Annotated in this window: 20 protein-coding genes; 9 read left to right on the top strand and 11 right to left on the bottom strand. The window is 69.8% G+C overall.

Annotation, left to right across the window (positions count from 1 at the left end; translation table 11 throughout):
- The first annotated feature begins 283 nt into the window (after nucleotides 1–283).
- Nucleotides 284–2,362, top strand: coding sequence for a putative bifunctional diguanylate cyclase/phosphodiesterase (locus tag Bsp3421_RS27410; RefSeq protein ID WP_273999129.1), 2,079 nt, complete (start codon nucleotides 284–286; stop codon nucleotides 2,360–2,362).
- Between the two features lie 28 nt (nucleotides 2,363–2,390).
- On the opposite strand, the gene Bsp3421_RS27405 is transcribed toward Bsp3421_RS27410, so the two are convergent.
- The 4 genes from Bsp3421_RS27405 to Bsp3421_RS27390 are packed head-to-tail and all read right to left on the bottom strand — an operon-like array spanning nucleotide 2,391 to nucleotide 7,102.
- On the bottom strand, nucleotides 2,391–3,647 hold the full coding sequence (locus Bsp3421_RS27405) for a flippase (RefSeq protein WP_273999128.1): 1,257 nt from the start codon (nucleotides 3,645–3,647) through the stop codon (nucleotides 2,391–2,393).
- Complete coding sequence (locus Bsp3421_RS27400) at nucleotides 3,644–4,882, bottom strand: glycosyltransferase family 4 protein (RefSeq protein WP_273999125.1); 1,239 nt, start codon at nucleotides 4,880–4,882, stop codon at nucleotides 3,644–3,646. Before Bsp3421_RS27400 ends, Bsp3421_RS27405 begins: the two co-directional genes overlap by 4 nt.
- A 52-nt stretch (nucleotides 4,883–4,934) precedes the next feature.
- Nucleotides 4,935–6,521, bottom strand: a complete 1,587-nt coding sequence (locus Bsp3421_RS27395; RefSeq protein ID WP_273999124.1) for a mannose-1-phosphate guanylyltransferase/mannose-6-phosphate isomerase — start codon at nucleotides 6,519–6,521, stop codon at nucleotides 4,935–4,937.
- Nucleotides 6,518–7,102 (bottom strand): drug:proton antiporter, encoded by a 585-nt coding sequence (locus Bsp3421_RS27390; RefSeq protein WP_273999123.1) that lies wholly within the window; start codon nucleotides 7,100–7,102, stop codon nucleotides 6,518–6,520. The genes Bsp3421_RS27395 and Bsp3421_RS27390 overlap by 4 nt, the downstream gene beginning before the upstream one ends.
- 323 nt (nucleotides 7,103–7,425) lie before the next feature.
- On the opposite strand from Bsp3421_RS27390, the gene Bsp3421_RS27385 reads away from it, so the two are divergent.
- The 3 genes from Bsp3421_RS27385 (at nucleotide 7,426) to Bsp3421_RS27375 (ending at nucleotide 11,530) form a co-directional block, all read left to right on the top strand.
- Nucleotides 7,426–8,694 (top strand): glycosyltransferase family 4 protein, encoded by a 1,269-nt coding sequence (locus Bsp3421_RS27385; RefSeq protein WP_337995293.1) that lies wholly within the window; start codon nucleotides 7,426–7,428, stop codon nucleotides 8,692–8,694.
- A 25-nt stretch (nucleotides 8,695–8,719) separates the two neighbouring features.
- Nucleotides 8,720–9,367, top strand: coding sequence for a phosphatase PAP2 family protein (locus tag Bsp3421_RS27380; RefSeq protein ID WP_273999122.1), 648 nt, complete (start codon nucleotides 8,720–8,722; stop codon nucleotides 9,365–9,367).
- A 768-nt stretch (nucleotides 9,368–10,135) separates the two neighbouring features.
- Entirely contained in the window at nucleotides 10,136–11,530 is a 1,395-nt protein-coding gene (locus Bsp3421_RS27375) for a sigma-54 dependent transcriptional regulator (RefSeq protein WP_273999121.1), read from the top strand.
- Nucleotide 11,531: 1 nt separating this feature from the next.
- On the opposite strand, the gene Bsp3421_RS27370 is transcribed toward Bsp3421_RS27375, so the two are convergent.
- The 7 genes from Bsp3421_RS27370 to Bsp3421_RS27340 form a co-directional block, all read right to left on the bottom strand.
- Nucleotides 11,532–13,361: a serine aminopeptidase domain-containing protein gene (locus Bsp3421_RS27370; RefSeq protein ID WP_273999120.1), complete on the bottom strand. Its 1,830-nt coding sequence runs from the start codon at nucleotides 13,359–13,361 to the stop codon at nucleotides 11,532–11,534.
- Nucleotides 13,358–15,895 carry a glycoside hydrolase family 2 protein gene (locus Bsp3421_RS27365; RefSeq protein WP_273999118.1) on the bottom strand — a complete coding sequence of 846 codons (2,538 nt, stop codon included), beginning with the start codon at nucleotides 15,893–15,895 and terminating at the stop codon, nucleotides 13,358–13,360. The genes Bsp3421_RS27370 and Bsp3421_RS27365 overlap by 4 nt, the downstream gene beginning before the upstream one ends.
- Nucleotides 15,892–16,956, bottom strand: a complete 1,065-nt coding sequence (locus Bsp3421_RS27360; protein ID WP_273999117.1) for a DUF1839 family protein — start codon at nucleotides 16,954–16,956, stop codon at nucleotides 15,892–15,894. The genes Bsp3421_RS27365 and Bsp3421_RS27360 overlap by 4 nt, the downstream gene beginning before the upstream one ends.
- Nucleotides 16,953–17,918: an amino acid--[acyl-carrier-protein] ligase gene (locus Bsp3421_RS27355; RefSeq protein ID WP_273999116.1), complete on the bottom strand. Its 966-nt coding sequence runs from the start codon at nucleotides 17,916–17,918 to the stop codon at nucleotides 16,953–16,955. Before Bsp3421_RS27355 ends, Bsp3421_RS27360 begins: the two co-directional genes overlap by 4 nt.
- Complete coding sequence (locus Bsp3421_RS27350; protein ID WP_273999114.1) at nucleotides 17,915–19,129, bottom strand: acyl-CoA dehydrogenase family protein; 1,215 nt, start codon at nucleotides 19,127–19,129, stop codon at nucleotides 17,915–17,917. The genes Bsp3421_RS27355 and Bsp3421_RS27350 overlap by 4 nt, the downstream gene beginning before the upstream one ends.
- Nucleotides 19,126–19,377, bottom strand: a complete 252-nt coding sequence (locus tag Bsp3421_RS27345) for an acyl carrier protein (protein ID WP_273999113.1) — start codon at nucleotides 19,375–19,377, stop codon at nucleotides 19,126–19,128. The genes Bsp3421_RS27350 and Bsp3421_RS27345 overlap by 4 nt, the downstream gene beginning before the upstream one ends.
- Before the next feature lie 178 nt (nucleotides 19,378–19,555).
- Nucleotides 19,556–20,344 (bottom strand): Crp/Fnr family transcriptional regulator, encoded by a 789-nt coding sequence (locus tag Bsp3421_RS27340; protein ID WP_273999111.1) that lies wholly within the window; start codon nucleotides 20,342–20,344, stop codon nucleotides 19,556–19,558.
- Between the two features lie 948 nt (nucleotides 20,345–21,292).
- On the opposite strand from Bsp3421_RS27340, the gene Bsp3421_RS27335 reads away from it, so the two are divergent.
- The 5 genes from Bsp3421_RS27335 to Bsp3421_RS27315 all read left to right on the top strand — a co-directional run bounded on the left by Bsp3421_RS27335 (nucleotide 21,293) and on the right by Bsp3421_RS27315 (nucleotide 26,910).
- On the top strand, nucleotides 21,293–22,087 hold the full coding sequence (locus Bsp3421_RS27335) for a Crp/Fnr family transcriptional regulator (RefSeq protein ID WP_273999110.1): 795 nt from the start codon (nucleotides 21,293–21,295) through the stop codon (nucleotides 22,085–22,087).
- Nucleotides 22,088–22,105: 18 nt separating this feature from the next.
- Nucleotides 22,106–23,479, top strand: a complete 1,374-nt coding sequence (locus tag Bsp3421_RS27330; RefSeq protein ID WP_273999109.1) for an undecaprenyl-phosphate glucose phosphotransferase — start codon at nucleotides 22,106–22,108, stop codon at nucleotides 23,477–23,479.
- 43 nt (nucleotides 23,480–23,522) lie between these two features.
- Nucleotides 23,523–24,800, top strand: coding sequence for a polysaccharide biosynthesis/export family protein (locus tag Bsp3421_RS27325; protein WP_273999108.1), 1,278 nt, complete (start codon nucleotides 23,523–23,525; stop codon nucleotides 24,798–24,800).
- 138 nt (nucleotides 24,801–24,938) lie between these two features.
- Nucleotides 24,939–26,171 carry a glycosyltransferase family 4 protein gene (locus Bsp3421_RS27320; protein ID WP_273999107.1) on the top strand — a complete coding sequence of 411 codons (1,233 nt, stop codon included), beginning with the start codon at nucleotides 24,939–24,941 and terminating at the stop codon, nucleotides 26,169–26,171.
- A gap of 145 nt (nucleotides 26,172–26,316) precedes the next feature.
- Complete coding sequence (locus tag Bsp3421_RS27315; RefSeq protein ID WP_273999106.1) at nucleotides 26,317–26,910, top strand: hypothetical protein; 594 nt, start codon at nucleotides 26,317–26,319, stop codon at nucleotides 26,908–26,910.
- The last annotated feature ends 8 nt before the right edge of the window (nucleotides 26,911–26,918 follow it).

Below are 26,918 nucleotides of genomic sequence, written 5' to 3'. Positions count from 1 at the left end.
TGCGCGATGCACGGCCGCGTGCCGGCGCGTGCGACGCGGGCCGACGCCGGCGCGAAAGGCGCGCTGGACGGGCGTGGCGAGATGATGAAGCGAATGATCGTCAAATCGGATAAAGTTGGGTGATCCAGACAACATACTCTTGTTTATAGATAGCGGATCATGCAGTGATATCGAATGACAGTAAAACGGACTTCGCTTGACGTTTGAATGCGTCACCCCTTCATGTCCCGCTGCATCCGCTTCCTTGGACGCGTAGCAGCTCCCCGCTGCCGGATCCGCGTCAATGGATAGTGCCCTGTCCCGATCCTTCAGAGTTGCGAACCTTCAACTCCTGCCGCTCATCTGGCCCGTCGCCGGGTTGGCGTGCGCGTTGTTCTGCGTGAGCCTGCTCGGCGTCGCGCTCACGCCCGCCGTGCGCGATGCGCTCGCGAGCGGCGGACGCGCGTCGTGCGGCGCGGGCGGCTTCGCCTGCGCGTGCACGCTCACGCGCGTCTGCACGCGCCGCGCCGGGCCGCCGCGCGAGATCCGGCACGGTCTCGACAGCGTATCGTCGACGCCGCACGGCGATGCCGCCGATACGCCCTATGCCGCGCCGCTGGCGCTCGACTGGGCGTCGCGCGATACGCTGGGCCCGGCATTGCGCGAGGTCCAGTGGCGTGCGCCGCGCGCGGGCGACATGGATTTCGCGCAGGTCGATGCGGATGACGGGCAACTGGCCGCCACGCGCGACGGCGCACTCGTCGCGCTGGCGATCGGCATCGTCGCGCTCGGCGCGCTGCTGCTGTTGCCCGCGCTGCAGTTGCGCCGTCTCCTGATTCGGGTCAGCAGGATGGAGCGCGCGCTCGGGCTCGGCGAGCGTGGTGCGCGGGCGGGCCGCGAAAGCCGCGCGCCGGGCCGGGCCGCGCGCGCGGCGTGGGCCGGCGCGGGCGGGCGGCCGCTGCGCACGACCTTGCAGATGCTCGATGTGCCCAAGGCGGGATCGGATGATCCGGCGCACGACGTCGTCCTGGCGCGCGAGCCCGGCGCCATGCTGCGGCATCGCGTGCGCGAACGCGAGCTGGCGCGGCAGCGCGGGTGGCAGACGGCGCACGACGCGCTGACCGGGCTTGCCAACCGTGGCGAATTCGAGCGGCATTTCCGGCTGAGCGGCGCGACGCGCGCCGATGCGCTGCTGTTTCTCGATATCGATCGCTTCCGGCTCGTCAACGATACCTGCGGCTATGCGGCGGGCGACGCGCTGCTGCGCGAGATCGCCGCGCGCTTCGCCGCGGGCATCGGCCCGGACGACGTGCTCGCGCGGCTCGGGGGCGACCAGTTCTGCGTGCTGCTGCACGCGGGCGGCGAGGCGGCCGTCGAGCAGGGCGCCGAACGCCTGCGCGCGAGCCTCGATGGCTTCGTGTTCGACTGGGACGGCCACCCGTTCACGCTCAGCGTGAGCATCGGCATCGCGCGTCTGTGCGGCACCGGGCGCGACGCACGCCTCGAGGAGACGATGCGGCTCGCGGATCTCGCCTGCGGCGTCGCCAAGCAGCGCGGCCGCAATCGCCTGCAGTTCGCCGATCCGCTCGACCGCGCGCTCGCGGATCACATCAACGACGTGTCGTGGAGCGCGCGGGTGCGGCATGCGCTGGCCTTCGACGATTTCCGCCTGTACGCGCAGCCGATCGTCGATGCGCGCGCGCAGACCGATGCGGACGGGCCGCGGCGCTGCGAGCTGCTGCTGCGGATGGCCACGCAGGACGGCGACGACGACGGCGTCGTGCCGCCCGCGCGCTTCATTCCGGCCGCCGAGCGCTACGGGCTGATGACCGAGATCGACCGCTGGGTGGTGCGCACCGTGCTCGACGCGTTGGCGCGGATCCGGCAGCGGCGCTTCGTCGAGTACGCGATCAATCTGTCCGGCGCGTCGGTGGGCGACGAACGTTTTCTCGCCTTCGTGAGCGCGCAGTTCGAGCGCACCGGCGTGCCGCCGTCGCTGATCTGCTTCGAGATCACCGAGACGGCCGCGATCATCAATCTCGACGGCGCGGCGCGCTTCATCCGCGAGCTGCAGGCGCTCGGCTGCCGCTTCGCGCTCGACGACTTCGGCGCGGGCATGGCGTCGTTCGGCTATCTCAAGCACTTGCCCGTCGAGTATCTGAAGATCGACGGCAGTTTCGTCGCGGACATCGCGCGCAATCCGGCGAGCCTCGACATCGTCGCGTCGCTGAACGACATCGGCCACGCGATGAACTGCAAGACCGTCGCGGAGTATGTCGACAACGCCGCGACCCTGCGCAAGCTGCGCGCGCTCGGCGTCGACTATGTGCAGGGTTATTTCCTCGGCCGGCCGGCGCCGTGGTGCGAGGCGGGCCCGGGCTGAGCACGGGGCCGGCCGCGCGGCCGCCGCGCTAGCGGCGCGGGGCGGGGCGCGCGAACATCGCGACGCGCTGGCGGTACAGCACCCACGCGAGCGCGGCCGCCACCGAGGTCTCGGCGATCAGCACGGCGGCGGCCGCGCCCTGTTCCGCGAAGAACTTCGCGAGCAGCGGCAGCAGCGCGACGTTGAGAATGCCCGACGAGATCAGGATCCGGCTGAACGCGGTCTTCATGCCGAGCGGCAGCATGGTCTGCACGCCGAACAGATCGGTCATGCCGGCCATGAACGGAATGAAGGCCATGCAGCGCAGCACGCCGACGGTCGGCGCGTAGCTCGGGCCGTACAGGATCCGCACCGCGAGCGGCGCGAAGAAGAAGATCGCGAGCGAGATCGACAGCACCAGCGCGCCCTGCACCACGAGCAGCTTGCGCAGGAACGCCATCGCGTCGTCGCGCGCGTGATGCATCAGGTAGCTCACGTGCGGATAGGCGGCCGCCTTGAGCGGCTGCAGCAGGCTGATCGCCGCGCGGATCAGCTTGTCGCCGGCCGCGAAATAGCCGGCCGCGACGTTGCCGGACACGAAGCCGAGCAGCACCGTGTTGGTCGATGCGTAGAACGCGACCGAGGTCGACGCGAGGAACACCTGCCAGCCGCCCTTGAGCGTGGCCACGATGTCGGCCGCGCCGACCCGCACGAAGCCGACCTCGCGCTGCACGATCAGATAGCCGAACACCAGCGCGCCGCAGGCGAGCGGCACGGCCGCGTTGATCGCGACGGCCGCGCCGAGGTCGGCGGGCGAGTGCACGAAGAGGAACATCGCGGGCACGCTGAGCGCGCGGCACGCGAACAGCGTGATGCTGTAGATGCGCAGCTTCTGGATGCCCTGGAAATACCAGCCGGGCGTGAACAGCGCGCCGACCGTCATGCCGAAGCCCATCATCAGCAGCGGCCGTTCCACGCCGAAGCGCGGGATCGCGAAGGTCAGCGCGAGCAGGATCGCGAAGCCCGCCAGCGTGATCGCCGCCTGGGCGAGGAAGGTCGCCCAGAAGATCCGCGAACGCGCGTCGCGATCGTCGCGCGCGAGCGTGACGCGCGGCGTCGCGGTGAGGTCGAAGCTGTAGTTCGTGAAGTTGATGAAGTAGGTGACCACCGCGAGCACGAACGACAGCTGCCCGTAGCCGTCCGGGCCGAGCACCCGGGTCAGGAGCGGCAGCGTGACGAGCGGCACCACGTAGGTGGATATCTGCAGCGTCATCAGCAGCAGGAAGTTGTTGCGTACCGTCGTCATGCGCGGCCTTCGCGCCGCGCGGCGGATCGGAGTGGAGCGGTCAGTTGCATGACGGAGTCGGCGCGCGCGTCGGCGGCGCTCAGTTGCAGCGCGGCGCCGAGCCGTGCCGCGTAGTGGGGCAGAGTATAGCGCGACCAGTCGTAGCGCCGCCGCGGGTCGGCGAGATGCGCGCCGAGCGCGTCGAACGCCCGGGCCAGGCCGGCCGGCGTATGCGTGTAGCGGATCTTGTTGCCGATCTCGTCGCCGAAGCTCGACAGGCTGCCGACGTCGTGCGCGAGCACGGGCAACCCGGACAGCGCCGCCTCGACGATCACGAGCGGCGCGTTCTCGGCCCAGATCGACGGCAGCACGAGCGCGTCGTGGGCGCGCAGCGCGATGAACAGCGCGGCGTGGTCGAGCCGGCCCGCGAAGCGCAGCCGGCCCGCCGCGATGTGCGCCGCGTACCTGCGTTCGAGCGCGGCGCGCTCGTCGCCGTCGCCGTAGACCGTGACGCCCGCGATCCGCGCGAACCCGGTCTGCTCCGCGAGCGCGAGGAATTCGTCGAGGCCCTTCTCGCGATCGAGGCGGCCGACGAAGGCCAGATCGAAGCGCTCGCGCTGCCGGGTCACCGGCGCGACGGCCGTGAGCGCGGTGCTGACCGGATTTTCCAGCAGCAGGGTGCGGGTCAGCCCGCGCTGCGCGAGCGCGTCGCGCATGTACGGGCTCGGGCACAGCAGCAGGTCGAAGCCGCGCGCCGGATGCAGCAGCGCGTCGACCGCGTGCCAGTGCAGCTTCTTCGCCGCGTCGTGCAGCGCGCCGCGCGGGCTCGCGCGCATGAACAGGCGCGCGCCGCGCCGCAGCGCGTCGAGCGGCAGCGGCGTCGGCCGCCCGCCCGGATAAGTCAGCAGGTTCGGGTTGTAGAACACCAGGTGGTAGTCGTGGCAGGTCAGCAGCGCGAGACAGCCGCTGCGGCGGCGATGGCGCGCGAGCACCGGCAGGATCGCGGGCGACAGCAGGTTGTGGTAGTTGTGCACGAGCACGCGCGCCGGCTGTTCGCGCGCGAGCAGCGCGGCGAGCGCGCGCGCCGCGCCCGTGTTCCAGGCGCGCGCCGCGCCGTCCGCGGCGACGCCCGGCGTGCGTTCGTCGAACGTGAGCACATCGACGCCGGGCTGCGTGCGCAGGACTTCGACCGAGGTGCGATAGACCTCCTCGGCGCCGCCCTTGCGGGCGTAGTCGTTGATGACCAGGATCTTCATGAGGGGAAGGGCGCGGCGCGCTTCGCTGCGCGCCGTGTCGCGACGGTCGGCGTCAATGCGCGCGAGGGGTGGAGCCGGCCGCCTCGGCGGCGGGCGCATCGGCGGCAGCCGCAGGACCGCCTGCCGCAGGACCGCCTGCCGCTTCCGCGCGACCGTACTGGTCCTCGAAGCGCACGATGTCGTCCTCGCCCAGATAGTTGCCCGACTGCACCTCGATGATCTCGAGCGGAATCCGGCCCGGGTTCTCGAGCCGGTGCACGGTGCCGACCGCGATGTAGGTCGATTCGTTCTCGCTGAGCAGGAAGGTGCGCTCGCCGCAGGTGACGCGCGCGGTGCCGCGCACGACGATCCAGTGCTCGGCGCGGTGGTAGTGCATCTGCAGCGACAGCTGCTTGCCCGGATCAACCACGATCCGTTTCACCTGGAAGCGTTCGCCGAGATCGATCGAATCGTAGTAGCCCCAGGGCCGCCGGACCTTGCGATGGTCGCGCACCTCGGCGTGCTGGTCGGACTTGAGCCGCGCGACCACGTGCTTGACGTCCTGCACGCGATGCTTGTCGGCGACCAGCACAGCGTCGGCCGTCTCGATCACCACCACGTCCTTGAGGCCGACGCAGGCGATCAGGCGGCCCTCGGAGCGCACCAGGCTGTCGGCGGTGCCCTCGAACACGACCGGCCCGCGCGCGACGTTGCCGGACTCGTCCTTCGGCATGATTTCCCAGACCGCGTCCCAGGAGCCGACGTCGGACCAGCCGGCCGTCAACGGCACGATCAGGCCGCGGATGCCGAGACCGCGCGCGTCCGCGAGCCGTTCCATCACCGCGTAGTCGATCGAATCGGACGGGCAGGCGGCGAAGGTCGCGGCGTCGACCTTGAAGAAGGCGCCGTCCTGCGCGCCGGTGCGCCATGCGGTCTCGCAGGCGGCGAAGATCTTCGGCTGCAGCGCTTCGATCGCCTTGAGCCAGGTCGATGCGCGCACCACGAAGATCCCGCTGTTCCACCAGTATTCGCCCGATTGCAGGTATTGCTGCGCGAGCTCCTGGTGCGGCTTCTCGACGAAGCGCTCGATGGCGTGGCCGCCCGTCGCGCCGTGCGCGTCCGGCACGCCCGCGCCGAGCTTGATGTAGCCGTAGCCGGTTTCCGCGCGGCGCGGCAGCACGCCGAGCGTAACGATGGCGTCGTCCTGCGCGTAGCGCGCGGCCTGCGCGATGGCTTCCTGGAACGCGGTGACGTCCGCCACCGCGTGATCGGCGGGCATCACCGCGAGCACCGGGTCGCCGTGCCGCGCGCGCGCCTCGAGCGCGGCGAGCGTGAGCGCGGGGGCGGTATTGCGCGCGGCCGGCTCGATCAGGATCCGCGCGGGCAGGCCGCGCGCGTTGACCTGCGCGGCGCTGGTGAAACGGTGCTGCTCGCCGCACACGAGCAGCAGCGTGTCCGCGAGCGTGGCGTGCTCGATGCCGTTCAGGCGACGCGCCGTGGCGGCCAGCGGCGATTCGTCGGCGATCAGGTCGATCAGCTGCTTCGGATGGTGTTCGCGCGATAGCGGCCAGAGCCGCGTGCCCGAGCCGCCCGCGAGAATCACGGGCAGCAGGGTGGGGGTGGCGGCGCGCGCCGCGGTGTTCAAGGTGGTGTCGGTCATTGGTTCGCCCCGGAGTCGGCGGAAAGTCGGTTCGAAAAGACATAGCGCTCGGCGTCGCCGTGCGCGTCGGCGCCCGCCGCGCGGCTTGCGCGCCGGATCAGCGTGCGCACGCTGCGCGCCGCGCCGCCGACCGGACGCACCATGCCGATGTAGGGCGCGCCGTGTTCGAGAAATGGGCCGTCCGCCTTGCGAAAGCCAAAGCCGACGAAGAACGCTTCGCGATGCGCGGGCGCCTGGGTGCGCACCGGCGCCTCCGGCCAGCGGGCATGCGCGGCGGCGAGCGCGTGCTCGGCCAGCGCGGCTGCCGTGCCGTCGTCGCGGTGCGCGGCGCTCGTCAGCCATTTGTCGATCGTCGTCTCCGGATCGATCTCGTCGCCCGGCAGCAGCCGCGCGTAGGCCGCGATCGCGGGCCTGGCGCCGCTGCGGTCGGTGGCGAACACGTGGACGGCCGATTCATCCTTGCCGTCGATGTCCAGGAACGTGTGTGCGTCCTCGACCACGAGGACCGCGTTGCGCACGCGCAGGATCAGGTAAAGCTCGTTCGAACTCAGGTGCCTGAATTCACAGCAGGTCCAATCCATGATGTCGATTCCTCATCTGACGGCCGCATCCGGCGCCCGTCGGCGGCGCGGTCGCGCGGCCGAAAGAAGGGCGCGACGCAGCCTCGTCGCATTGGGTCCACGATACGGACAGGCCCCTTGTTGTTCTGTTCGTAAGCGCACTGTTTGGTGATTGGTGCACGCGCCGCGCGGATCGTGACGCGATGCGGCGATAGTGTGCGGTTCCGCACATAGGCGGCGCGGGCTTGTTCGGATAATGCACAGCATGCGACGACGGCCGTGCGCCGTTGCTCGCGACGCAGGCTCCATCCGATTCAGCGCAGCATCTCCATAGGATTCCGTGTTTGAAGGTTGCAATCGTTCACGACTGGCTGGTGGTTCATGGCGGCGCCGAACGCGTGCTCGCGCAGATGATCGATTGCTTCCCGCAGGCCGATCTCTTCAGTCTCGTCGACTTCCTGGAAGATCGTTCGTGCTTGCGCGGCCGGCCCGTGCGCACGTCGTTCATCCAGAAACTGCCGTTCGCACGCACCCGCTATCGCGGCTACCTGCCGCTGTTTCCGCTCGCGATCGAGCAGTTCGACCTGTCCGGCTACGATCTCGTGCTGTCGAGTTCGTACGCGGTCGCCAAGGGCGTGCTGACGGGACCCGACCAGCTGCACGTCAGCTACGTGCATTCGCCGGTGCGTTACGCATGGGACCTGCAGCATCAGTATCTGAATGAGGCGGGACTCGCGCGCGGCCCGAAATCGGCGCTCGCGCGCACGCTGCTGCACTACATCCGCAACTGGGACGCCCGCTCAGCGAACGGCGTCGACCTGCTCCTCGCGAACTCGCAGTTCGTCAGCCGCCGCATTCGCAAGACCTATCGGCGCGATGCGCGGGTCGTTTATCCGCCGGTCGACGTCGAGCACCTGACGCGCCGCGACGACAAGGACGATTTCTATCTGACCGCCTCGCGCCTCGTGCCGTACAAGCGCATCGACCTGATCGTCGAGGCGTTCTCGCGCACGCCGTCGCGCCGGCTGGTCGTGATCGGCGACGGTCCCGAGCACGCCAAGATCCGCGCGCTCGCCGGGCCGAACGTCACGCTGCTCGGCTATCAGCCGTTCGAGGTGCTGCACGACCATCTGCAGCGCGCGCGGGCCTTCGTGTTCGCGGCGGAAGAGGACTTCGGCATCTCGCCCGTCGAGGCGCAGGCCTGCGGCACGCCGGTGATCGCGTACGGCAAGGGCGGCGTGTGCGAGTCGGTGCGCGCGACCGGCGATCATCCGACCGGCCTGTTCTACGGAGTCCAGACGAGCGACGCGCTGCTCGACGCGCTCGCGCGCTTCGAGGCCTTGCCGGCGGGCAGCTTCGATCCGCACGCCTGCCGTGCGAACGCGGAGCGCTTCAGCGCCGCGCGGTTCCGCTCGGCCTTCGCGCGGCTCGTGCTCGAAGCGTATGCGGGCCTGCGCGCGGAACTGGCTGCGCCCATGCTGGGCGCGCCGTTCGACCGCGACGCGGACGAGGCGCCGGCGGACGGCGGGGGCGGCGCGGCGGGCCATGATGCGGCCGGCGCGGGCGGCGCCGGACCTGACGCGGCCCGCGATGGCGCATTGGCGCGCGCGTGAGCGCGACGCACAGCGACGGCCGGCCATGCAATTCCTGTCTTTCCTGACCAATTTCGGCGATCCCTACATGACGGCGCCGCTCGCCGTCGCGGCATCGGGCTGGCTGGCCGCGACCGGGCGTCGGCGCGCCGCGCTCGAATGGGGCGCCGCGCTTGCCGGTGCGATCGGCCTGGTTGCGCTGAGCAAGTTCGTCTACGCGGGCTGGGGGATCGGCATCGAGGCGCTGCACTTCACCGGCGTGAGCGGCCACACGATGCTGGGCGCGGCGGTTTATCCGCTCGTCGCGGCGATTGCCGCGCGCGACGGACGGCGCGCCCGCGCGGCGCTCGGCGGCCTGTTGTTCGCGTTCGCGATCGGCTGGTCGCGCGTCGCGCTCGGTTTCCACGCATGGTCGGAAGTCGTGTCGGGGTGGGCGCTCGGCGCGGCGGCGGCGGCGTCGACGTTGCGGCTGATGCGCTCCGCGCCGGCCGACGCGCCGCGCGCCGGCCGCGTGCCCGGCCGCGCCGCCGGCGTGCACGCGGCGGGGGCGCGCGCCAGCGTCGCTTTCGTCGCGGCGGCGTGCGCGATCGTCGTGTTGAGCTACGGGCGCACGGCGCCCGTCAGCGCGTGGATTTCGATTCAGGCGCCAAAGATGGCCGAATGGAGCCGAACGTGGTTCGACGACACGCGTTGAGCGCGCGCCGCGCGGCCTGCCAATTTGTTCTGATTAATCCCTGTGTGCAACTTGTTTCACACCTTCACAGTTATTACGTGAAAGCCGTACCACAATCGACAGACGCAAAAGGAGTTGCATCACGGTATTCATCACAATCGAATCAGCAATGGTCAATGATAGTCAAATCAGGGTTGTGAATTGAATGGCTCGTGAAGGCCAATGTTACAGTAACTTCCGCAGTCGACATCATAAGCACGACGCAATAGAAAGCCACCCTGATACGAGGCGCAGCGGGTTGGCGAGGCGGCTCGCTTGCATCGCGGCCGCTCGTCCCCGGCGAGCCGGAACCCGATGCGGGCGAGGTGGCTTGATTGCCTGTCGGCAGGGATAGTCCCGGATTCTCCGCATGGCTGACTGCAAATCCTGTGGCGCAACGAGGCTCGTCAATGGCGAAGCCGTGCGCCTTGCAAAATCAAATAACTCTCAGAGAGACCAACGAGGCATCTGATGCGCGCTCCCGAGCAATCCGGACGGGCGCAGCCCGGATCGTGTCCCGGCTTCGAGCACCAACGGGGACGGACAGCCGGATCTTGCGCGCGCGTGGCGCGTGTCCGGCAAGCGTCGAGCGCCGGGCGTCGCTTCGCATCCCATGGCCGTGCCCGGTCGGGCCGGTCGTCATTCTTCCGAGGTTTTCGTGTCGGCGCGCCTGTGCGCACGCGGCGTAGCCCGGTTCCCTCGTGGGTCGAATTCGTGGAGTAGACAGGTCAGTTCATTATGGAGGCACCAATGACGACGAGCGCGATCATCGGGGGTCTCACTCGGAGATCTCCCCGACAGCGCCCGCTGATTTACTGGACGCACACCCCGTCGACGCTGCTGCGCAAGGAACTCGCGCGCCGCGACTGGCGGGTGTCGATCGTGTCGGGCACGCATCAGGTCCGCAGCACGACGAGTGAGGTCACGGGCGGCATCCTCGACTTGAGCGGTGTGCCGCCCGACGAGCTGGGCAGCGTCGCGGCCGTGTGCGCGGCGCTGCGCCAGGTCGCGTGGGTCGCGCTCATCGAGGCGCCGCAGGCGGGCATGCCCGAAGTGCGCGCGCTGCTGCGCGATCACTGCTTCGACTACATCACGATGCCGGCGTCGCACCAGCGGATCGTCGACGCGGTCGGCCATGCGTACGGGATGGAATGCCTGTTCACGCCGAACGCGACGCCGCTCGCGACCGACGAGCAGGGCATGATCGGCACCTGCGAGGCGATGCTGCAACTGTTCGAGACGGTGCGGCGCATCGCGCGCACCGACGCGCCCGTGCTGGTGTCGGGCGAGACCGGCACCGGCAAGGAACTGACGGCCGCCGCGATCCATCGCAATTCCGCGCGGCGCGCCGGGCCGTTCGTCGCGGTCAACTGCGGTGCGATCCCGACGCATCTGCTGCAATCCGAGCTGTTCGGCTATGAACGCGGCGCGTTCACGGGCGCGAGCGGTCGCAAGGTCGGCCATGTCGAGGCGGCCAACGGCGGCACCCTGCTGCTCGACGAGATCGGCGACCTGCCGCTCGAAAGCCAGGCGAGCCTGCTGCGCTTCCTGCAGGAGCGCACGATTCATCGCCTGGGCGGCAGCGATCCCGTGCCGGTCGACGTGCGCATCGTGTCGGCGACCCACGTGGACCTGCGCGGCGCGATGAACGAAGGGCGTTTCCGCGCGGACCTGTTCCATCGTCTGTGCGTGCTGCGCGTCGACCAGCCGCCGCTGCGCGCGCGCGGCAAGGATATCGAGCTGCTCGCGCGGCACATGCTCGAACGCTTCAAGACGGACGCGCGGCATCGCGTGCGCGGTTTTTCGACCGACGCGATTTCCGCGCTGTACAAGCACGATTGGCCGGGCAACGTGCGCGAACTGATCAACCGCGTGCGGCGCGCGCTGGTGATGGCCGAGGGCCGCCTGATCACCGCGCACGACCTGGAGCTGGACCATTGCGCCGAGACCGCGCCGCTGTCGGTCGCGGAGATCCGCAAGTCGATCGAGCGCGAGGTGATCGAGCTGGCGCTGCTGCGCAATCGCGGCCGCCTCGCCGGCACCGCGCGCGAGCTGGGCATCTCGCGCGCGACCCTGTACCGCTGGATGGACGCCTACGGCATCGAGCGGCCGCGCGCGAGCGCCGGCGCCGCCTCGTCGAACTGACCTAGGCCGACGCCGGGCGCGATGCGCGGCGTTGCTCGCCCACGGCCGGCTGGGCCGGCGCGGCGGAGCCCGCCGCGAGGCGCGACCAGCCGGTCAGCGTCTCGATGCAAAACTCGATCACCCGATCCGCCGCCGCCGAGCCGTATACCGAGTGATCGAGTTCGCGAATCAGCCGCACGTCTGCAAGCGGCGCACGCCGGAACGCAGTGGCGGGTGCGCCGAAATGGCGGCGCAGCTCGTCGACGCCCGGATCATATTCCCCGTACACGAACCAGGTGCGCACGCCGCGCCGCGCGAGCGCGCGCAGCAGGCCGCGCGGCGTGTCGCGCGACGGCTCGACGCCGATCCGCTCCGCGAGGCGCGCGACCGGCACGCGCACGCGCGCGAGCGCAAGCCGGCGCAGCGCGCCGATGATCGGCCGCAGGTCGCGGCGCTCGCGCAGCAGCTGGCGCCACTTGCGCCAGTCGCGCACCGAGGCGAGATAGCCGCGCGCCGAGTTGGTCTGCTGGCGCAGCGCATCCGCGAGCGTCATGCCGCGCGGCCAGATGAAGCGCGGCAGGTTGATCGCGATCACGCCGGCGAGCGAGGTCGACTGCGCGGCCGCGTGCAGCGCCGCGTAGGCGCCCGAGCACACCGCGAACGCGACCACCGGCCGGCAGCCGCGCGCGGCGAACCAGTCGGCCGCGGTCGCGACGTCGGCGATCGTGCGTTCGGAATACAGCACCACCGACTGATCGTCGGGCGCGCGCGCGCCGCTGTCGCCAACCCCGTCGATATCGATGCGCAGCGATGCGATGCCCTGGCGCGCGAGCGCGCGGGCCAGCCGCACCGCGATCCGGCCGTCGCCGCTGCGCGGATTCGCGGCGGTATTCGGGATCAGCAGCAGCGGCACGTCGGTGCGCACGGCGGTCGGTTCCGCCGGTTCGCAGAGCATGCCCACGAGCCGCGCGGGGCCGATCCTCACGAGCTGTTCCGCGACGCCGTCGGCGGTGCAGGCGAGCGGCGCTTCCGCGGGGATGGACGGCGCGGCGCGCGCGGGCGAGGTGCCGAGATCGCGCGCGATCCAGCCGGCCAGCGCGTCGAGCGCGCGCAGCGGCAGCCGCGAACGCGCGCCTTCCTGCAGCGCGCCCGCCCAGCCGTCGAGGCCCAGTTCGTCGACCGGCACGCCGCGCGCGCGCAACGCGTCGCGCAGCGCGGGGCTCGCGCCGTATTCGGTGTCGACGAGCAGCGCCGCGTGCGGCAGCGTGGACGCCCGGGCGACCGCGTCGACGAGATCGACGCCCTTGAGCGCGTCGACGAGATCGGCCGGATAGCGGTGGCCGAGGATATTGAGTCCGGGTTCATCGCGCTGGCCCGCGCGCACCGTGGGCGGCGCGCTGTCCAGCCAGCGCTGCTGGACCATCGCGAGTTCGCGCAGATAGGCGCGGCCCCGCACCATGGGCGCGAGCGCGACGAACGCGTCGATGGGCGGCGCGTCCGACTCGGGCGAGGCGGCCGCGAGCAGCGCGAACGCCGCGCCCGCGCGCGTGCCGGCGAGCGTCACGTGGTCGACGCCACCGTAGAGGCGCAGCGCGCGCACGGCGGCGCGCACGCTCGCGAGGCTGCGCGCGAAGCGCCCCGGCGCGAGGTCGTCGCCCGCTGAATCCCCGCTCGACGGATAGTGGAAGCGCAGCACCCACAGGCCGCGCGCCGCGAGCCGCTCCGCGAGCGCACGCACCAGCTTGTGGGTCCACAGCGCCTCGTGTCCGAGCGGCTCGCACAGTACGACGCCGTGCGTCGTGCGTCCCGCGTGCAGCCATCCCAGACAGGCATCGAACTGGATAGGTCTCATGGTTGTGTCCTCGGGCGAATCGTCTTGTTGGAATTGAGGGCGCGCACGTCGACCACGGGCGGGTCGGGCGGCCATTGGTCTGCCGCCGGGGCAGCCTGGTGAGCGTCGGGGGAGCGGTCGACCGGTTCTGTGACCGGTTCTGCGACCAGTTCGACGCGCAGCGCGGCGCCGGGCGCGAGATGGAAGCTGTCGTCGCGCGCGCGCCAGCCGGGCGCGCTGATCCGCACGTGGCGCGCGAGCTGGCGGGTCTGCAACTCGACCCACCAGCGTGCGTCTTCGCGCAACAGCGCGGCTTCGAGGCCGAGGTCGCGCGGTTCGAGCACGCTCGCGGCGGCGGGCTCGGGGAAGTGGAATGCGCGCGACAGCAGCGCGCCGTCGGCGTGATGGAGCGAGGCGACCACGCAGTCGTGTTCGCGCGGGCCGAAGCGGTACGCGTAGGTGAAGTCGAAGAAGCGCCCGAGCAGGTCCGCCGAGGACAGGCAGACGCCGCCGTGCGGGGCGATCCGCACGACCCGTTCCGCGCGCGCGACCGGGGTGCGCCCGTCGCGCAGCGCGACCAGTTCGAGCCGCGCGTCGAGCGGCTCGGGCGTGTCGTTGAGCAGGTGCGCGTCGAGCCCGTTCAGCCCTTCGTCGGTCAGCAGCACCTGGCGCGGCTGCGACACCTGGCGCAGTGCGTGGAACGCCGATTTCGGGCGGCCGAACGCGTCGACGAGGCCCCAGCCCGCGCCCGGCGTCACGTCCTGGTATTGCCAGACGAGCGCGCCCGCGCAGCGCGAGCCGACGCGCCGCCATTCGGACAGCGTCGCGACCATCAGGTCGGCGACCACCGCGCGCGACAGCGCGAGGTAGCGGTCCGGATCGCGCGCGCGCAGCTGGGCGGGCGCGACGCCGTACAGCGTGTGCAGGTAGTGGTCGCGGACGTCGTCGAAGTCCCACGACGCGCCCCGGTCCCGCGGCACCGCGCGCTTCCATTCGGGGCTGTGAGGAATCGGGTGGCCCAGCGCGGCGAGCGTGGCGTCGCCGGGCACGTTCGCGAATGCCAGGCATTCGCTCGCGAAACGGACGTCGGCGCGTCGCGCGTCCTCGGGCGGCCGCAGGTAGGCGCCGACCCCGTAGTAGTGCGACACGCCCTCGCGCGGCAGGAACGGCAGCACGCCGCCGTGCGGCGAATCGCCGATGTACACCGCGTCCGGGCGGCCGGCGGCGGCCTGCTCGGCGAGCAGCCCGCTCGTGAGCGGCGTGTCGCGCTGCGCGGGCGCGAGCCCGACCATCGCGGCCTGCTGCGCGATCTCGCTGCCGCCGCACAGCACGGCGAGGCATGGATTGGCGGCGTGGCGCGCGAGGAACTGGCGCGCTTCCTCGGTGAGCGCGTCGACGAAGCGCGGGTTGGCCGCGGGGTAGTCGAAGTTCGCGAGCATGAAGTCCTGCCAGACCAGCAGGCCGAGTTCGTCGCAGGCCGCGTAGAACGCCTCGGCCTCGTAGGTCATGGTGCCGCCGATGCGCAGCAGGTTGCAGCCGGCTTCGCGCGCGAGACCGAGCGCGTGCCGGTAGGCATGCGGCGGCGCGTGCAGGGCGAGCGGGTCGGCGCTCGACCAGCATGCGCCGCGCGCGAACAGCGGCACGCCGTTGACCGACAGGGCGAAGCCCCGGCCGTCGTCGCCGCGCGACAGCGCGATCGTGCGGAAGCCGGTGCGGCCGAGCGGCCGCCGCGTGCCGTTCAGTTCGAGTTCGACCGTGTGGAGGGTGGGCTCGCCATGCGTGTGCGGCCACCACAGCGCGACCTCGGGCAGGGTCAGGCCGGCGCGCGCGGTGCGCGGGCCGGTGCGTTCGAGCGATACCGCGTGCGCGCCGCAGACGAGCCGCGCGTCGTCGCCCGGCGCGAGCGGCGCGCTGAATTCGAGCGTGGCGTCGAGCCGGCCGTCGCGACCGTCGACGCGCGCATGCAGCGTATGACGCAGCACCGCGAGGCCGGCGGCCGGATCGATCAGCTCGATCGCGCGCCACGGACCGATCGGCTCGATGGCCGGGAACCAGCCCGGCATGCGGCCGAGCAGGGTGGTGCGCACCGCGCGCAGGCCGGCGGGTTCGGCGAGCCGGGTGCGCCAGCGCGCGCGGCCGGGCGACGGCTCGGTATCGAGATGCCGCTTGAGCGAGCGGAAGCACAGATGCAGCACGCTCGCGTCGTTCAGCACGATGTCCTGCTCGTGCGCGATGAACATGCTGGTCGAGCACAGCAGCCGTTTGCCGTCGAGCCAGACCTCGGCGAGGGTCGCGAGGCCGTTCAGGCGCAGCCGGCGCGCGCCGCGTCCCGGCAGCGCGAGGCGATACCAGTAGTCGGATTCGCCGAGCGGATACGGCGCGGCCGGATCGAAGCGGCCCGCGGCGGCGAGCGCCTGCGCGACCGTGCCGGGCACGCGCGCCTCGCACCAGCCGGTGTCGGGCAGGCGCTCAGGCCGGTCGATCGCGCCCGCGGGCGTCGCGCAGAGGGTCCATCCGGCGTCGAGTCGCGCCAGGCTGTCCGGCGCCGCGGTCATTGCGTTGCCGTGGTGATCCCGGCCGGCGACGCGGCGTCGTGTCGCGACGGCGGCGTGAGCGCGCCGAGCTGGTCGACGAGCGTCGCGTACGCGCGCTCGAGGATGTCGAGGCTGCTGTCGCCGCGCTCCACCTTGCCGCGCGCGCTGGCGCGGGCGAGCCGGAATTCGAGGACCATCGATTCCGAGGCGATCGTGTCGCAGGTCGCGACCATCGACTCGAACGGCCCGCCGCAGCCGCTCGCCTCCAGCCAGCGCAGGTAGCGGCCCAGCAGCTCGAAGTTCGCGCCGAGCTGGCGCACCGTGTTGAACGAGTACGCGTGGAAATAGCCGAGCGGTCGCGTGGCGATCGCATGCGCGTCGATCGCGAACTGGCGACGGAACGCCGTGATCGGATTGTGCGCGGGACGCCGCTTCAGGTGCCACGCGAGCAGTTCCAGCGACGCGTCGCACAGCGCGCGTTCCGGCAGCGGGTCGAAGCGCCGCGCCGCGCGTTCGACGTAAGGCAACAGGCGGGCGGGCGACGAGGCGTCGAACAGGCCGTCGTAATCCGCGCCCTCGGCAAGGTAGTAGCCGTTGTTGTGGAAATAGCCGATCTGACGTTGCGCGCGATCGATCGCGTCGATGCCGATCGTGGTCTTGGCGTGCTCGGCCTGGTAGGTCGCGCCGCGCGTGTCCGGCAGATGCCATGCGTCGACCTCGACCAGCATCAGGTTGCCGCGCGCGACCTGCCGCTCGACGTGGACGTCGACCGACTCGAAGATCGCATGCTCCTGCACGACGATGCCGTACAGCGTCTCCAGGTCCTCCAACGGAAACTTGAAGAACGTGAACTGGTCGCCCTCGAAGTCGAGCCCGACCGTGAACGGCAGCGCCGCATACGGATTCAGCCCCCACCAGCCCAGCACCTCGATCCACAGGTCGACATAGCAGTTGCTCTGTTTCCAGACCATCTGCGGGCCGTGCAGCGGATGCGGGCGATAGTGGCGCGCGCGGTGCCGGATATCGGCGAACGCGTCGCCGGGCGGTGCGCCCGGCAGCGCATCGAGCGCGCCCCGAATCATTGCGCGCCCCACAGCGTGTCGCGCACGGACTGCGGCCACCGGTCGAGATCGAAGCCGTGATGGCGGAACAGGCCGAGCGTCAGGCGCTCGAGGCCGAAGCCGACGCAGCCGGTGTGGGCGACCGCCTTCGCGTCGGTCTTGATGCCCCACAGCAGGCCGAAGTGGTCCATGTGGTAGTTGAAGCTCAGGCAGGCGGTCAGGCGGCCGTCGTGCTCGATCGGGATCAGCAGCTCGAACTTGAGGTTCTGCTCGCGCTGGCTGCTCGCGACGATCTTGCCGCCGCGCCCGAAGAACGGGTCGTTCGCGAGGTCGATGCTGTTCGGCAGCTGCAGCGCGTCGATCATGCGCGTGCCGCGCGCGATCCAGTCCTCGCGGAACGCGAGGATCTGCTCGGGCGTGCCGATGCGGATGTACTCGCGCATCCGGAACAACTGCATGCGGGTCGGGTCGAGCGACGGCTCGTGGCGGAAGCAGTACGAGAACACGTCGACGATGCGGCCGTCGGCCGGCAGCGGGCCGCGCTGCGCGATCACCGGATAGACCGGATAGCAGGCGGCCGGCGTCATCACGACATAGGTCGGCTTCTGGTCGGCCGTCCAGTCTTCGCCGCGATCGAGGCATTGCAGCACGCGCTGCTGCGCGTGTTCGTCGCCGCAGAAGCTGTGCACGGTGCCGGCGAGCTGCGGGAAGCTCTTCAGGTATTCGCTGCGCTCGAACTCGGGGCGGCTCATCGCGGGCGGGAAGCGCATCACTTCGGCGTGCTGGTCCGCACCGAGGCGCGAGATATAGGCGTCGAGCCCCTCGACCACGCGCTCGAAGCGTTCGCTGCGGCCGAACAGGCCCTGCACGCCGGTGGGAATCAGCAGGCCGGCGGCGACGAGTTCGTCGCGCAGCGGGTTGACGCCGTCGCGGTCGATGGCGGCGGCGGCGGCCGGCGCGGCGGGGATGGTCATGTCGTTCACGAATCTCTCTCCAGCGAAGCGGGGCGCAGCGCGAGCAAAAGGTTGGCCGTGTTGGCCTCGATACGGTCGTTGCTGATCATCAGCGGCGCGGAGTGCAGGTCGCGGATATGGCGGCCCAGCGTGTACGGCGTGCCGTTCTTGTAGGACGCCATGCCGCAGATCATGGCCGCGTGCGAGACGATCTCGAGCGCGGTCGACGACGTATAGGTCTTGAGCGTGTTCAGCTCGGCCGCGTGCGCCATCGACGCCGACCAGCTGCGCGTGATGCCGCGCCCGTGCAGGCGCAGCGCGCCCTCGATGCGGGCGTCGATCGCCTGCAGCAGCGCGAGCGCTTCCGCGAGCCGGCGGGCGGACGGCGGCAGTGTGCTGCCCTGCTTCTGCATCTGCGTGCGGAAGAACTGATGCGCGCGCCGGAACGCGTCGCCTGCGATGCCCGCCCACACGGCGGCCCACAGGATGTGCGAGGTCGGCACCATGGTCTGCTCGGCGATCTCCGCGAACAGGGCCGGGAAGATCTGCTCGGCGTGGCCGCGCGCGTCGAGGGCGAAACCCTCGCTGCAGGTGCCGCGCATGCCGAACGTGTCCCAGCCGCTGCGCGGCGTGAGCGTGGTGTCTTCCTTGAGCAGCGTGACGAGCACCTGCTCGGACGAGGGCGCGTTCGCGTCGCGCCGCGCGGTCGCGAGGATCGCATCGGCGTGCGCGCCGTAGGAGATGGTCGGCGCCAGCTTGTGCAGCGTGAAGCTGCCCTCGCGCATCTCGATCGCGCAATGGCTGTTGCGCAGGTTGCCGCCGACCTGGTCCTCCGAGGTCGCCGACGCGAGCAGCCACTCGCGCTGCGTGAGCTGCCGGAGGAACTGGCGATACCAGCTGTCCGACAGCGCATGTTCGACGATGCAGGCGACCTGGATCTGGTGCATCGCGAAGATCATCGCGGCCGAGGAGCAGGCATGGCCGATGATGCGGCACGCCGACGCGACCGCGGCCAGCGACGCACCGCGCCCGCCCAGATCGCGCGGCACCATCGCGCCGAGCAACAGATGCTCGCGCATCGCGTCGAGGGCCTCGCCGGGAAAGCGCGCGGCGCGATCGACGTCGTCCGCGAACTGGGCGGCGACCTGCGCGACGCGCCGCGCGGCGTCGTCGAGCGCATGGTCGTCGGTGGCATCGGCGGCGGCGAAGCCGGGGCCGGCCTCGGCATCGAAGCGCTTCATGCGGATTGCGCGGCACGCTGCAACTGCGTGACGGCTCCGGCGAGTGAATCGATGCTCTGGAACAGCTGACGGTTCAGCATGTCGTCCGGCACTTCGATGTTGAAATGATGTTCGATCGCGAGCAGCAGCTGAATGGTATTCAGCGATGACAGCCCTGCTTCGTACAGATCGTCGCCGTTGGCGACTGTATCGATCGGCACCTCGAGGTGCGCGACATCCTTGATGATGGTTCTGAGCTCGTTGTTCACCTGGCGCTCCGGCATGGGAGATGGTCTCCGGATCGGCGGGCAATACCCGATTGCATACCCAACCGATGAGCTAGTAGACCATCGCGGCCGCGGCGCTTCTGTTCGTCACCTTACAGACAGTTACAAAAACGTCCGTCTCGCGAGCGGAAGTACGCGGTTTACCGGTGCGCGGGCGGGCTCAGCTGCGCAGCTCGGCGAGCACGCCGACGTTGCCGGACAGGATCTTGTTCATCTCGTCGCGCACGATCGTGTGGCAGCCGCACGACTGTGCGTCGAGGCCGGGCAGGTCGAGCAGGATGATCGAGCTGCGGTACTGGCGGATCAGGCCCGCCTTCTGGATGTCGCCGGCGGCGTCCGTCACGGTCTCGCGACGCACGCCGAGCATCTGCGCGAGCATGCTGTGGGTGACCTGGATCTCGACGCTGCGCGAACGGTCGTACGCCAGCATGAACCATCTGCACAACTGATTCTTCAGCACGTGATGGCGGCTGCAGAACGAGATCTGCGTGGCCTGCACCATGAGCAGCTGCACGCACAGGAACACGAGGCGGCGCAGGTCCGCGGAATCGCGCAGCAGGTTCGAGAACACGCGCGCGCCGAGCCGGTACGAGAAGCCGTCGCGACAGGTGACGACGCGGCACGGCGTCGCGCCGTTGCTGCCGATCAGTTCCTGGCTGATGAGCCCTTCGCTGCCGATTTCCGCGACCTCGAGCGTCATGCCGTCGGACGACGCGTACTGGATCGAGATCACCGTCGTCACGGGCAGGTAGACGTAGTCGAGCGCCTCGCCGGGCTCGCACAACACCTGGCCCGACTTCACGTGCACGAGCTGCAGGTGGCCGGCGAGTGCGGCGCGCTCGGCCGCGCCGAGCGCGCCGAGGAAGCGGTTCGCGTCGGTGCGATGGGGCAGCTCGATCATGACGCCGCCCGGCCGTACGGCCGGTTCCTTGTATTCACGATGTGTCACGTGGCTTCCTTGTCCGGCTGGCGCCGGAAGCGATCGCGTGGGCCGCGGCCGCACGTGAGGCGTCGAATCGCGGCGATCGGCGCGGCAGCGCATAGGCGACGTACCGATCGATTTGTTAATTCGATTTGACTGTTGATGATGAGAAACCAGATTATCACGCTTGATTTTTATGGGGATTGCATATAATGCGCGATTTCACAAACTTTAACGATTTCCGATTATCGATGAAAGTTTTTGGGCGATAAATCGATATGGCTTGTGATGGGATTGGTCAAGGGGGTTTATTTTTCGATAATACCGATATAAGACCAATGGGTATTTTTTGCTTGCTGGGAAAATGTATGAAGAAAATTTTACAGATGGATTAAACATTGTTTGATGAATTTTCAGGATTTAAAAAATCCATATGTAAATCAATGTGTTGCGCAGAAAGTGCGGGTTGAGTCACAGATCGGGGTAAAGGTCTTTCGGCTCACTTTTGCGACAGTTTCATACGGATTACAGTGCGCAGGTTGCTTTCGTTACGGAAATCTAAGTATTCGCCCTAGGGTAGGGGCGAAACGATGCAAACCATTGTGTGTAAAGGCGGATGCCGTGTGGAGAAGGTGGGCGCGTGCGTCATGTGCAATGGTTCGATGCAACATCGGATGTCGCTTGGCGCGCGCCAAAGTGTCCGCGAATGCGACGCTTTTGCACGAATAAAACTGTGCGGTGAATGTTAATTCGAATCCAGGTCTTTTGATATTAAGGATGAGCCGCAATTGGCACGTAAATCGCTTTGACGTATCGGCGCCCCTGCAAGAGGGCGGCACGGCAACGTGCAATGAGGACGACCTTCAGGCCGCCGACACGACGCAGAGGTAATGAGTGAATCTTGCCGTGACCGTGTCTTGCGAAAGCAAATACCCGCACCCGCTTCAGGCGGGGTGGATCAATCAGGGCACGAACATGTTGCATCAACGAGAGGGTTTCCAGACGAACGCGCTGCTGGGTTCATTGACCGAGGACAGCCTGTGTGCGCTCGAGCCGCATCTTGAGCTGGTCAAGATCAAGAGCGCGCAGCTGCTGTACGGCGCGGACGAGCCGATGCGCCACCTGTATTTCCCGACCACCGCGATGATGTCGGTGCTGTACCTGATGGAGGACGGCACGATGGTCGAGGTCGCGGCGATCGGCAACGAGGGCGCGGTGGGCGTATCGACGCTGGCGGGTTCGGGCGCGATGTCGAGCCGCATCGAGGTGCGCAGCGGCGGCTTCGCCTACCGGATCCCGACCCATGTGTTCCGCCAGGAATTCGACCGCTCGCTCGATACCTACGCGCTGATGCTGCGCTACTGGCAGGCGGCGATGACGCAGATTTCGCGCAGCGCGCTGTGCAATCGCCACCACTCGGTCGGCGAGCAGCTGTGCCGCTGGCTGCTGCTCGCGCACGACCGGATCGAGGGCGACGAGCTGGCGGTCACGCAGCAGACCATCGCGAACATGCTCGGGGTGCGCCGCGAAGGCGTGACCGAGGCGGCCGGCAAGCTGCAGGAGGCGGGCCTGATCCGCCAGCGGCGCGGCCATATCACCGTGCTCGATCGCGCGGGCCTGGAAGCGCATGCATGCGAATGCTATCGCTTGATCCGCGGCGAATTCAGCCGGCTCATCACGCACGCGCAGCACGAGGACGATACGTGCCCGGCGGACGGCCGGCCGCTGCGGATCGGCGGCTATCGCGACGCCGTGCGGCCCGCGGCCTGAGCGTCGGGAGAATTCACCATGCCTGGAATCTTCGTGCGGCTCGCGGATGTTTTGCTGGTCGCGGCGGGCGCGCTGCTCGCGCAGGCGCTGCGCGACGGCGGCGCGCTCGATTTGTCCGACGCGCAGCGCGCCTTCGTCGCGCTGCTGTGCGTGCTGACGCTGCTGGTGTTCCCGGCGCTCGGCGTCTACGGTGCGGCGCGCGACCGGATCTCGTATCGCGCGCTCGTGCGCGTGCTGCTCGGCTGGCTCGGCGTCGCGGCGCTCGCCGCCGCGTGCGCGGGCGCACTGCATCGCGACACCGAGGTGTCGCTGTCGTGGCTCGGCCGCACCGTGCTGATGGCGGGCGTGGTGCTGCTGCTGGGCCGCGCGCTCGGCCACGCGTTCGGCAGCGGCATGCACCGCGCCGGGATGCGGCGCCGGCGGGTCGCGATCGTCGGCTCGCGCGCCTACGGGCGCGCCGTGCTCGAACAGATGCAGGCCGCGCGGCGGGCCGGCTTCGTGCCGGTGTGCGTGTTCGACGAGGGCGCAGCCGGCGAGCCGTCGGTGAGCGGCGTACCGCTCGTCACCGATTTCCGCGCGTTCAGGCAACAGGTGCGGATGGACGGCGTCGACGAGATCTGGCTCGCGCTGCCGCTGTCGCACGAGCGGCAGATCCAGCGCATCGTGCGCGAATTCCGCCACGACTTCGTCAACCTGCGCTTCCTGCCGGACGTGCGCGGCATCGCGTTCTTCAATCGCTCGGTCACCGAGGTGCTGGGCATGCCGGCCATCAATCTCGCGACGAGCCCGCTGTCGGTGCCGCAGCTGTGGCCGAAGTTCGTGTTCGACCGGCTGTTCGCGCTCGCGGTGCTGATACCGCTGCTGCCGCTGCTCACGGCGCTCGCGTGCGCGGTCAAGCTGTCCTCGCCGGGGCCGGTGCTGTTCCGGCAGCGCCGCAAGGGCGTCGACGGCCGCGAGTTCGAGATCCTGAAATTCCGCACGATGCGCGTGCATGCACAGCACACGGGCGTCGTGGCGCAGGCCTCGCGCAACGACGCGCGCATCACGCGGGTCGGCGCATTCCTGCGCCGCACCTCGCTCGACGAGCTGCCGCAGTTCTTCAACGTGCTGTTCGGCCAGATGTCGGTGGTGGGGCCGCGCCCGCACGCGATCGAGCACGACGATCTCTACAAGGAGCTGGTCGACGGCTACATGTACCGCTACCGCGTGCGTCCCGGCATCACCGGCTGGGCGCAGATCAACGGTTATCGCGGCGAGACGCGCAAGGTCGAGAAGATGGCCGCGCGCGTGAAGTTCGACCTGTTCTACATGCAGAACTGGACCTTCTGGTTCGACATCAAGATCATCCTGATGACGCTCGTCAGGGGATTCGTCGGCCGCAATGCATTCTGACGCCGCGCCACCGCGCGGCACCCTCAATAAGGAGAACTTCCCGATGTTGAAGCCCCTCGCGATGGCGGCCGCGCTCGCGGCCGTCCTGTCGGGCTGCGCGCTGGCCCCGGGGCCAGCGCTCGATTCGAGCCGCATGAACGACAATCTGAGCGCACCGACGGATTCGACCGTCTACGACGTCAAGCTGATCACGCCGCAGCTCGTCTACACGCTCAAGCAGGGCGACGAGGCCGATGCGCGTGCGCGCGAGGCCGGCATCCAGTCCGGCCTGCCCGCCGCCTTCAACGATTACCGCGTGGGCGCCGACGACGTGCTCGGCGTCACCGTGTGGGGCCATCCGGAACTGACGCGCGGCGGCGCCGACTCCACCACGCCGCTTGGCGACCCCGGTACGCTGCAGGCGACCGGCAGCCTCGGCGGCGTGCTGCCGCAGCAGACCAGCGCGTTCGGCGCGAACGGGCAGGGCGACCTCGATGCGCAGGGGCAGCGGGTCGCGGCGGACGGCACGATCTTCTTTCCGACGCTGGGCCGCGTGCGGGTCGAGGGCATGAGCCCCGTGCAGATCGCCGTGCTGCTGACGCGGCGGCTGAAGGCGCGCCTCAGGGATCCGCAGATCGACGTGCGGGTGATGCAGTACCGCAGCCAGCGCGTCCAGGTGACGGGTGACGTGAAGAACCCCGGCCAGCTGTCGCTGACCGGCTCGCCGATGCGCGTGGTCGACGCGGTCAACCGCGCGGGCGGCGGGAATCCCGACGCGGATCTGCAGCGCGTGCTGGTGTCGCGCGGCGATCAGGTGGTGACGATCGACATGAACCGGATCCTCAATCGCGGCGATCAGCGGCAGAACATCGTGCTGCGGACGGGCGACATCGTGCACGTGCCGGACCATACGCAGAACCGCGTGTTCGTGATGGGCGAAGTGCCGAAGCCGCAGACCGTGTACATGAACCAGGGCCAGCTGTCGCTCGCCGACGCGCTCACGACCGCGGGCAGCATCGACCCGAACGGCGCGAATCCGCGCCAGGTGATCGTGATCCGTCATCCGGATCCGCCGCTCACGTCGGTCGCGGGCACGCAGGCGGGCCTGCAGGAGGGCATCAAGAAGATCAACTACGCGCCGGGCCACAACCGGCCCGAGGTGTTCCGGCTCGACATGACCCAGGTCGATGCGCTGATGCTCGCGACCGAGTTCGACATGAAGCCGCTCGATGTCGTCTATGTCGGCACCGCGCCCGCGGCGCGCTTCAACCGCCTGCTCGCGCAGATCCTGCCGTCGGCGGAGTCGTTCTACCTGGTCTGGTCGGTCGCGCGCAATCGCTGACGCTTGCGCGGCGCGCGGCTTGTGCGGGCGAGCGTACAGACCGCGCTCGCCCGCGCGGCGACACTGGCTGGCCGGGCTCGTGACCGCGCCGCGCGGACACGGGCGCCCCTCTCCGAATGTCGCGCGAGCGCCGCAGCCATGACTTCTCCTTCGTCCGGGAGCGAATCCCGCTCCTCCTTTCCGTCCGAGCCGGGCGCGTACGCGGTCACCTCGGGCGGCGTCGCCGGCGCGCCGTACCGGCCCGGGTTCGACGCCGACGAACGCGGCGCGGCGCGCGCCGCGCTGCCCGCGTCGGTCGCGATCAACGGCAAGTTCACCGCACAGCGCCTGACGGGCGTGCAGCGCGTCGCGCACGAATTCACCGCGGCGCTCGCGCGGCTCGCGCCGGCCGATGCGCGCGGGCCGACGCTCGTGGTGCCGCGCGATCATGGCGCACTCGCGTTGCCGCCGACGCTCGCGTGCCGCGTGGTGCCGCGTTTTCGCGGCGCGCTGTGGGAACAGCTCGCGCTGCCGTTCGCCACGCGCGACCAGACGCTCCTCAGCCTGTGCAACATCGGGCCGCTGTTCAAGCGCAACCAGGTGCTGATGATCCACGACGCCGCGGTGTTTGATTTCCCGGAGGGCTATTCGCTTGCGTTCCGGCTGTGGTACCGGCTCGCGTTCATGGTGCTCAAGCGCCGCGTGCGGCACATCCTGACCGTCTCGGTATTCTCGAAGGCGCGCATCGTCGAGCGACTGGGCGTCGCGCCGACCGACGTGTCGACGATCTATTCCGGCGTGGATCATTTCGAGCGGATCGAACGCGACGACGCGGTGCTCGCGCGCCTGGGCCTCGCCTACGACCGCTTCGTGCTGATCGTCGGCTCGCTCGCGCCGGGCAAGAACCTCGCGCGCGCGCTCGAGGCGGTCGCGCTGCTCGAACGCACGCATCCCGACCTGAAGGTGGTGATCGCGGGCGGCGCCAACGTGAAGATCTTCGGCGCGGCGGCATCGGCCGATGGCGAGGCTTCGCAACAGGTGATCCGGGCGGGCTATGTCAGCGACGGCGAGTTGAAGTCGCTGTACGAGCACGCGGGCTGCTTCGTGTTCCCGTCGCTGTACGAGGGCTTCGGCCTGCCGCCGCTCGAGGCGATGTCGTGCGGCTGTCCGGTGATCGCGTCGCGCGAGGCGTCGCTGCCCGAGGCGTGCGGCGACGCGGCGCTGTATTGCGATGCGCGCGATCCGGCCGACATCGCCGCGCGCATCGCGCAGCTGATGGACGATCCCGCGCTGCGCGGCCGCATGCGCGCGCGCGGCCGCGCGCACGCCGCGCAATTCACCTGGGCGCGCGCGGCGCGGCAGTTGGCCGGGGTGCTGCGCGCGATCGATTGAGGCGTCGTGCACAGGTGCGGCGGTGCGTCCTGCCCGTCGTCGCATGACGTTTGCATGACAGCCCGCGCGCGTTGCGTGCGCGATGGCCGAAACCGCGCGCGCCCATGGCATGATGCGGGCTTCGCCTTTTCGTCCCCGTCCCGCCATGTCCGTTCCGTCCGTTCGTTCCGGCCGCGCGTCGCGCTGGCTCGTCCCGCTCGCCGGCGCTTTCTGCGCGCTCGCGCTCGCCGGCTGCAAGACCCCGAACCCGCAGGCGCGGGTGACGGGCGACAGCGGCAGGACGGGCCTGATCCGGCTCAGCTCCAAGCAGACCACGATCGACCTGACGAACGCGGAGGCCGTGTCGCTCGCGCGGGTCCAGCAGCGCGCGTATCCGGCGAGCACGCTGCGCGCCGCGAGCGACGCCGGCGCGGGCGCGTTGCGCGCGCTCGACTTCGATCCGGTGACGGTGGATGCGGACGGCGCGCTCGTCGAGGGCGAGCGCAACCGGGTGGTCGGCGATCGCGCGCGCGAGGCGATTCGCGCGGTGTTCAAGGCGAAGGGCGTTCCGCTGTCCGCGCGCACCGATCACGAAAGCGCGCGCGCGTTGCTGATGGTGCGGCCGCGCGCGGACGGCGGCGTCTCGGTGTGGGCGCGCTTCGTGGTCACGCAGTGGGACACCAACGGCGATTCGATCACGACCACCGTCACCGATCCCGCGTTCTACGACGGTTTCTTCAAGCACCTCGCGCCGCGCTGAGCGCGGCG

Source organism: Burkholderia sp. FERM BP-3421, assembly GCF_028657905.1.
In the GTDB taxonomy this organism is placed as follows: domain Bacteria; phylum Pseudomonadota; class Gammaproteobacteria; order Burkholderiales; family Burkholderiaceae; genus Burkholderia.
The sequence above is the reverse complement of the archived record's forward strand: the minus strand, read 5'-3'. Positions and strand labels throughout refer to the sequence as shown.